9 protein-coding genes are annotated in these 6,365 nt (G+C 74.6%); 3 read left to right on the top strand and 6 right to left on the bottom strand.

Features of this window, described 5'->3' with window-relative positions:
• The 4 genes from ACWEVO_RS26590 to ACWEVO_RS26575 all read right to left on the bottom strand — a co-directional run.
• A partial coding sequence (locus ACWEVO_RS26590) for a sigma factor (protein WP_452310239.1) occupies positions 1–301 on the bottom strand: 301 nt, incomplete at its 3' end.
• Positions 302–402: 101 nt separating this feature from the next.
• Positions 403–1,143: an SDR family NAD(P)-dependent oxidoreductase gene (locus ACWEVO_RS26585; RefSeq protein WP_452310238.1), complete on the bottom strand. Its 741-nt coding sequence runs from the start codon at positions 1,141–1,143 to the stop codon at positions 403–405.
• Between the two features lie 236 nt (positions 1,144–1,379).
• Positions 1,380–2,315, bottom strand: a complete 936-nt coding sequence (locus tag ACWEVO_RS26580; protein WP_452310237.1) for a phosphotransferase — start codon at positions 2,313–2,315, stop codon at positions 1,380–1,382.
• A gap of 40 nt (positions 2,316–2,355) precedes the next feature.
• Positions 2,356–2,934 carry a dihydrofolate reductase family protein gene (locus ACWEVO_RS26575; protein WP_452310236.1) on the bottom strand — a complete coding sequence of 193 codons (579 nt, stop codon included), beginning with the start codon at positions 2,932–2,934 and terminating at the stop codon, positions 2,356–2,358.
• 91 nt (positions 2,935–3,025) lie between these two features.
• Here ACWEVO_RS26575 and ACWEVO_RS26570 point away from each other — a divergent pair, with 91 nt between their 5' ends.
• Both ACWEVO_RS26570 and ACWEVO_RS26565 read left to right on the top strand, forming a co-directional pair.
• Entirely contained in the window at positions 3,026–3,604 is a 579-nt protein-coding gene (locus tag ACWEVO_RS26570) for a TetR/AcrR family transcriptional regulator (RefSeq protein WP_452310235.1), read from the top strand.
• A 73-nt stretch (positions 3,605–3,677) separates the two neighbouring features.
• Positions 3,678–4,829: a polysaccharide pyruvyl transferase family protein gene (locus ACWEVO_RS26565; protein ID WP_452310234.1), complete on the top strand. Its 1,152-nt coding sequence runs from the start codon at positions 3,678–3,680 to the stop codon at positions 4,827–4,829.
• A gap of 10 nt (positions 4,830–4,839) precedes the next feature.
• Here ACWEVO_RS26565 and ACWEVO_RS26560 read toward each other — a convergent pair whose 3' ends face one another.
• Positions 4,840–5,046, bottom strand: a complete 207-nt coding sequence (locus tag ACWEVO_RS26560) for a hypothetical protein (protein ID WP_452310233.1) — start codon at positions 5,044–5,046, stop codon at positions 4,840–4,842.
• Between the two features lie 84 nt (positions 5,047–5,130).
• On the opposite strand from ACWEVO_RS26560, the gene ACWEVO_RS26555 reads away from it, so the two are divergent.
• Entirely contained in the window at positions 5,131–5,652 is a 522-nt protein-coding gene (locus tag ACWEVO_RS26555; RefSeq protein ID WP_452310232.1) for a DinB family protein, read from the top strand.
• Between the two features lie 6 nt (positions 5,653–5,658).
• On the opposite strand, the gene ACWEVO_RS26550 is transcribed toward ACWEVO_RS26555, so the two are convergent.
• Positions 5,659–6,365 (bottom strand): carbohydrate kinase family protein (locus ACWEVO_RS26550; RefSeq protein WP_452310231.1); only part of this gene is annotated, 707 nt, incomplete at its 5' end.

Below are 6,365 nucleotides of genomic sequence, written 5' to 3'. Positions count from 1 at the left end.
GGACCTCGCGCCATCCGGCACGGAGGGTGATCGCCATACCGAGCGGTTCGCCGGTGCCCGGGTTGCGCGCGTAGCGCGGGTGGGCGCGCCGCCGCCACCAGGAGACCTGCTGGTGGTACATGACCCGGCGCACGTACGCCTCCGGGTCGCCGTCGCGGACCCGCCGCCAGTGCCGGTACGTCCGCGCCAGGGCGCTCTGCAACAGGTCCTCGGCGAGCTGATGGTCCCCGGTGAGCAGATACGCGGTCCGGGACAGCGCGGGCGAGCGCTGCACCACGAACTCGTGGAACGTCTCCGACATGCCCACCCCCTCGTCCACTACAGACGCCATCCGCCCGGCGAATGGTTGGGGGGCCGGGCGGGCGGGTGCGGAATCGGGGAGTCCACACCCGCCCGCCCGGGTCAGATGGCGAAGCCGCCGTCGGCGTCGATCACCGCCCCGGTCACGTACCCGGCGTCGGGGCCGGCGAGGTGGGCCACCACGGCGGCGATCTCGGCCGGCGCGGCGTACCGGCCGAGGGCGGTGAGACCGGCGATCGCCTCCGCGTTCGGGCCGTCCGCCGGGTTGGCGTCGGTGTCCGTGGGGCCGGGGTTCACCAGGTTGACCGTGATCCCTCGGGGACCGAGTTCCCGGCCGAGCCCTTTCGTCAGGCCGACCAGCGCGGTCTTGCTCATCGAGTAGAGCGCGAGGCCGGGGAAGGGCGCCCGGCGGGCGACGTTGCTGCCGATGCTGATGATCCGGCCGCCCTCGCCCAGGTGCCGGGCGGCCGCCTGCGCCGCCAGGTAGGGCGCCCGCACGTTGACCGCGAGCGTCCGGTCCAGCGCGTCCCCGCCGAGCTCGTCGACCGGCCCGACCAGGAACACCGCGGCATTGTTCACCAGGATGTCCAGCCGGCCCAGCTCGGCGACCGTGCGGTCCACCGCCGCCCGGACCGCCGCCGGGTCGGCGCTGTCGGCGGCGAGCACCAGCGCCCGCCGGCCGGCCGCCTCGATCTGCTTGCCGACCACGGCGGCCCGCTCGGCGTTCGTCTCGTAGGTCAGGGCCACATCGGCCCCGTCGGCCGCCAGCCGCAGGGCGACCGCCGCGCCGATGCCTCGTCCGCCGCCCGTGACCAGGGCTACCTTTCCGTCCAGTGTCGTCATGGGACCAGCCTCGCCGCCGCGGCCGTTCGAGTCTGGCGACGATCGGACAACGCGTTCGCCCGGGGCCCGACTCGATCAACTCGCTTTGCGGCAAGAAGCGGTGTCCCAGGCCCTGGATGGCGCGGCCTGCCGCAATCGGAGTCGATCAGGCAGGCGGGTGGTCGTGCGGCGCGGCGGATGGCGCGGCCTGCCGCGATCGGAGTCGATCAGGCCGGCGGGCGGCGGACCGAAGTCGGTCAGGGGAGGCGGCGGGCGAGCCAGGGCAGGAGCCGGTCGCCCTGGAGGCGCTGGAACGCGCGGACCGTGGGGATGCCGGGCGGCGGCGGCTGGCGCGCGCCGTCGAGGAAGAAGCCGGCGAATCCGGCCAGCACCCCGGTCACGGCGGCCGGGTCCACGTCGGCGGTGAGCGGCCGGGCGCGTACCAGCGCCTCCGGGTCGTGCCCGCCGTGGACCTGCACGTTGACCAGCACCAGCAGGCTGTCCAGCCAGGCCGGTCCCCGGCAGGCCCAGGGCCAGTCGACCACGCTGACCGTGCCGTCCGGGCCGAGCAGCAGGTTGTCGGCGCGGATGTCCAGGTGGCACAGGGTCTCCCCGGCCAGCGCGGCCAGCCCGTGCTCGGCGGCGGCGCACAGCTGCGGCAGCCGGTCCCGGGCCCACGGGTCCAGGTCGGCCGGTGGGTCCGTGGCCAGCCGCCGCCAGCCGGCGAAGTCGTATCCGAGCTGCTCGGCGGCGCTCCCGGCGGCCGGCGGCGGCGCCGGGGTGAGCACCGCGGCCATCGTCTCCAGGGTGGACAGGACGGTGGCCAGCTCGTCGGCGTCCCACGGTGTGACCGGGTGCCGGCCCTCGACGTCGGTGAAGACCAGCGCCACCCAGTCGCCGTCGTCGTAGCTGCCGAGCAGCCGGGGTGCGGGCGTACCGGGCGGCAGGGCGGCCGCGACGAGTGCCTCCGCCCGGTGCAGGTGCGGGCTGCGGTCGTTCTGGGCCGGGCTGACCGCCTTGACGAAGGCTCGACGCCCGCCGGCGGTGTGGACCCGGTCGGCGGTGCCGGGGGAGAAGCCGCCGTGCTGCGTGGCCGCGGTGACCACCCGGTCGCCGAGGATCTCCTCGACCGCCGCCCGGACGTGGTCGGGCAGGTCCGTCCAGCGGATCCGGGTCTTCGTGGCGCTCGTCACCACCTCACCGTGCGGGATTCCACCCGGCCCGGGCAACCGATTACCGCGCCCCGGCGGTGTACCGCAGGACGACCACGCCGCTGTCGAAGGGACGCGTCTCGACCAGGGTGAATCGGTGCGGGGCGAAGCCGTGGTCGACCAGCGGGATGCCGCTGCCGACCACCACCGGGTTGAGCTTGACCACCAGTTCGTCCACCTCGCCGAGGAGCTGCCCGGCGACCTGGCCGCCGCCGCAGAGCCAGATGTCGCCGCCGGGCCGCGCCTTCAGGTCGCGGACGAAGGCCACCGGGTCGCCGGCGACGATCTCGACCTGCGCGTCGTCCGACGGGGGCAGCGAGCGGCTGAAGACGTACTGCTTGAGGTGTGCGTAGGGGCTGGTCACGCCGAGCTTCAGCGCCGGGTCGTAGGTGGGCCGGCCCATGAGCAGGGCGTCGAAGCGGCCGGCCGGGGGCGAGGCGATGCCGAACTGGGCGTGGGTGAACGTGGGGAAGGTCTGGGGCCACTCGGCGGTCAGGTGGGCCGCCACGTCCGGCTTCAGCGGGAGGAAGTCGTAGGACCCGTCGGGGGCGGCGATGAAGCCGTCGAGGGTGCTGGCGACGTAGTACACGAGCTTGCGCAAACCGACTCCGATGTCCGGGGCAACCACGACGGCTGTCGTGATTGCTGCTCAACCTACAACATCTGTCGTGGTTGTTGCTAGGGTGAATTTCGTGGCCAGGAACCCCGAACGCCGTACCCTGCTCGCCGACGCCGGGCTGCGGGTGCTCGCCGCCGCCGGCGCGCGCGGGCTGACCCACCGGGCGGTCGACGCCGAGGCGGGGGTGCCCACCGGCACCTCCTCGAACTACTTCCCGTCCCGCGCCGCCCTCCTCGCCGGCCTGGCCGAACGGATCTTCGACCGGATGGCCCCGGACCCGGCGGTCCTGGCCGACCTGGGCCGCCGCGAGCCGTCCCTCGCCCTGGTCACCGACTACCTGCGGTACGTCGTCGAACGGACCACCCGCGAGCCGGACCTCACCCGCGCCCTGTTCGAGCTGCGGCTGGAGGCGTCCCGCCGGCCGGAGCTGCGCCGGGCGCTCGGCGACGTGCTCCGCAAGGGGTACGCCGACGACGTCGCCTTCCACGTCGCCGCCGGGCTGCCCGGCGGGGGCTTCGAGGTGGCCCTGCTGCACTACGCGGTGGACGGGCTGCTGCTCGACCGGCTCACCACCTCGGTCGACGCCGGGTTCGACGTCGACCAGGTGGTTTCCGCCCTGGTCTCCCGTCTGGTCGGCACGGCCGCCGGTTGACGGAGCTTCGCCCAGGTATGTCCCCTCGCGCAGCGGGAAACCGGCGCGGGACGCCCCTGGGGAGGAGCAACGGATGACGGATGACGCCGGACTGACCATCGGTGTGCTCGGCTCGTACGGCGGCCGCAACCTGGGCGACGAGGCCATCCTCTCCGGCCTCCTGGCCGACCTGCGGCGACAGGAGCCGAAGGGCCGGATCATCGTCTTCTCCCGGAACCCGGCGCATACCGCGCTGGCCCACCCGGACGTGGAGGCGGTGCCCTGGGAGGGGGTCAGCCGGGTCGACTCGTCGATGATCCTCGAGCAGCTCGACCTGCTCATCCTCGGCGGCGGCGGCATCCTCTACGACAAGGAGGCCCGCCGCTACCTGCGGGTGGTCCGGGTCGCCCAGGAGCGTGGGCTGCCGCTGCTCACGTACGCGGTGGGCGTCGGCCCGCTCACTGAGGGGGTGGACACCGGCATGGTGCGGGAGACCCTGGCCGGGGCGACCGAGGTGACCGTGCGGGACCAGGAGTCGCGGATGGTGCTGGAGGAGGCCGGCCTGCTGAACCCGATCACCGTCACCGCCGACCCGGCGTTCCTGCTGGAGCCGGAGGACTTCCCGGAGAGCTGGCTGCGCGAGGAGGGCGTGCCCTCCGGCCGGCGGCTGGTAGGGCTGAGCGTCCGCGAGCCGGGCCGGGCGGCGGAACGCCTCGACGTGGACGGCTACCACCGGCTGCTCGCCCAGATCAGCGACTTCCTGGTGCACCGGATCGACGCGTACGTGCTCTTCGTGCCGATGGAACGGGACGACATCCGGCACTCGCACGGGGTGATGTCCCACATGGTGGCCGCCGAACGCGGCCGGATCCTGCACAACGACTACTCGCCCCGGCAGGTGCTCGGCCTGATGAAGCACTTCGACCTCGCGGTCGGCATGCGGCTGCACTTCCTGATCTTCGCGGCCATGATGGGCACGCCCTTCCTGCCCCTGCCGTACGCCGGCAAGGTCTTCGACCTGGCCCAGCGGCTTGGGGTGCCGGCGCTGCGGGGCGTGGAGCGCGAGGTGGAAGGCCCGCTGCTGGCGGAGGTGGACCGGCTGTGGGACGAGCGGGCGGAGCGGGCCGAGGAGACCGCCCGGCGGGTGGCCGAGGTGTGCGAGCAGGCGCGCGGCACCTCGCACGTCACCCGGGGCGTGCTGGAGAGCCTCCGGTCCCGCAGCCTGGCCCGGACCGGGGCCGGCTGAGCGGCCGGCGTCAGACCGCCGGGCCCCGCCAGGTGTAGATCCACGGCCGGCCGTGCGGCTCGTCCGACTCCAGCTCGTAGATCTGCGCCTCGGCCAACCCCTCCGGACCGAGGTGGTGGTGGGTCAGCGGCGGGCGGCCGTTGCTGTCCAGCTCGACCGTGACGGTTTCCCCGTCGGCCGCGCCGCCCACCAGCGGGATCTGCACCGTGGATGCCATGCGCCCATCCTGCCCCGGCGATCGCCGCTCCGCAGCGGGATGCCGGGGCAGCGGGCGGGCGCGGGCCGGGACTAGGGTCCGAGAATGGCGGACACGACGATCGACCCCACCCTCGGTCCGGTCCTCGCCCGTACGGGTGACGAGCGGGCAGTGCTCGAATCGTTCCTCGACTTCCACCGGGCCATCGTGCTGCGCAAGGCCCGCGGCCTCGCCCACGCCGACGCCGCCCGCCGGCTGGTGCCCTCCCTCACCACCCTGGCCGGTCTGCTCAAACACCTGGCCCTGGTGGAGCGGAACTGGTTCCCCTGCCTGTTCGCCCCCGGCCCGGGAGACGTCTACCTCACCTCCGAGAAGGAGGCCGAGGCGAGCTTCACCCTGGACCCGGGCGAGACGGTCGAGACCCTGGCGACGGCGTACGAGGCGGCGTGCGCCCGGTCCCGGGCGGTCGCGGCGCGGTTCGACCTGGATCACGTGGTGCCGCACCCGCAGCTCGGCGAGGTGTCGCTGCGCTGGGTGCTGGTCCACATGGTCGAGGAGACCGCCCGGCACGTCGGCCACGCGGACATCCTCCGGGAGCTGACCGACGGCACGACCGGGGCGCTCTGAGCCGGTTCAGTCTCGCGGGAGCAGGCCGGGCGGATACTCCATCCCGTCCAGGGTGCAGGCGGCGGCGGCCACCCGGGCGGCGTACCGGGCCGCGTCGAGCGGGGCGGCGCCGCGCAGCCGGGCGGCGATCAGGCCGGCGGCGAAGGCGTCACCGGCGCCGTTGGTGTCCACCACCGGGGCGGGCGGCGCGGCCGCCGGCACCCGGGTCGGCGGGGTGTCCGGGGCGTGCAGGGTCGACCCCGCCGCGCCGGAGGTCACCAGCACGGTCCGGGGCGTCAGCGCCGAGGCGACCTTCCCGGCGCGGTCGCCGAGCCGGACGTCGCTGACGAAGACCAGATCGGCCGCGTCCGCGAAGGGCCGGTGGTAGTCGTTCTCGCCGTCCCAGTCGTGCAGGTCGGTGGAGAGGGACACGCCGTCGCCGAGACCGGCGCGCAGGGTCGGCAGCGCCGCCCGGGCCCAGTCCATGATCGACACGTGCACGTGCGCCGCCTCGCGGACCAGGGCGGCCAGCTCCGTCTCGGCGAACGGGGCGGGCCCCGACCAGGGCCGCGGGTCGTAGAGCGACATCCGGCGGCCGGCCGGGTCCACCATGTTGACCGACCGGCGGGTGCCGGCCGGGGCGTCGACCAGCACCGTGCGGACCGAGGTGCGGGCCAGCGCCGCCCGGACCACGTCGCCGGCCGGGTCCGCGCCCAGCACGTCGATCAGCCCCA

It is taken from the genome of Micromonospora sp. NPDC003776, assembly GCF_053605645.1.
Note: the sequence above shows the minus strand (reverse complement) of the source record. Positions and strands in the feature narration are given on the sequence as shown.

Coding starts and splice junctions, on each gene's coding strand:
- ACWEVO_RS26560 (WP_452310233.1), bottom strand. CDS start 5,046: ATGGCATCCACGGTGCAGATCCCGCTGGTGGGCGGCGCGGCCGACGGG.
- ACWEVO_RS26555 (WP_452310232.1), top strand. CDS start 5,131: ATGGCGGACACGACGATCGACCCCACCCTCGGTCCGGTCCTCGCCCGT.
- ACWEVO_RS26565 (WP_452310234.1), top strand. CDS start 3,678: ATGACGGATGACGCCGGACTGACCATCGGTGTGCTCGGCTCGTACGGC.
- ACWEVO_RS26585 (WP_452310238.1), bottom strand. CDS start 1,143: ATGACGACACTGGACGGAAAGGTAGCCCTGGTCACGGGCGGCGGACGA.